The organism is Faecalibacillus sp. H12 (genome assembly GCF_013361255.1).
In the GTDB taxonomy this organism is placed as follows: Bacteria; Bacillota_I; Bacilli_A; order Erysipelotrichales; family Coprobacillaceae; genus Faecalibacillus; species Faecalibacillus intestinalis.
The window spans coordinates 1-306 of sequence record NZ_JABWDK010000092.1 but is presented as its reverse complement, the minus strand read 5'-3'; the positions used below and the strand labels follow the sequence as shown (position 1 = coordinate 306).

At 34.3% G+C, this 306-nt stretch carries 1 protein-coding gene; it reads left to right on the top strand.

The window, feature by feature from the left end; genetic code table 11:
• Window positions 1-126: 126 nt before the first annotated feature.
• On the top strand, window positions 127-306 hold a 180-nt coding region (locus tag HUU89_RS14545), incomplete at its 3' end, for a hypothetical protein (protein ID WP_175302139.1).

The window sequence follows — 306 nt, the reverse complement described above, 5'->3', positions numbered from 1 at the left end:
TTTGTCTTTTATACGGGAGATAAGGAATGGACCTATCCAAAATCTTTAAAAGAAAGCTTAAAAATACCACCTGAGATGGAAAAGTATATCAATGACTGGAAGCTACCAGTCTTATAACTAAAAAAAATGGATCCTCAAATTCTTAAAAGTCGACGATTAAAAGAAGTGGTAGAGATCAGTCAAAGCATGCTTGAAGGAGACTATGAAAAGTTAAGGACAAACCGTATGATCAGTGTAGAAAATTATAAGATGGCATCCATCTTGACACATACGGACATTAAAGAAGAAGACTTACCAGAAGGAAAT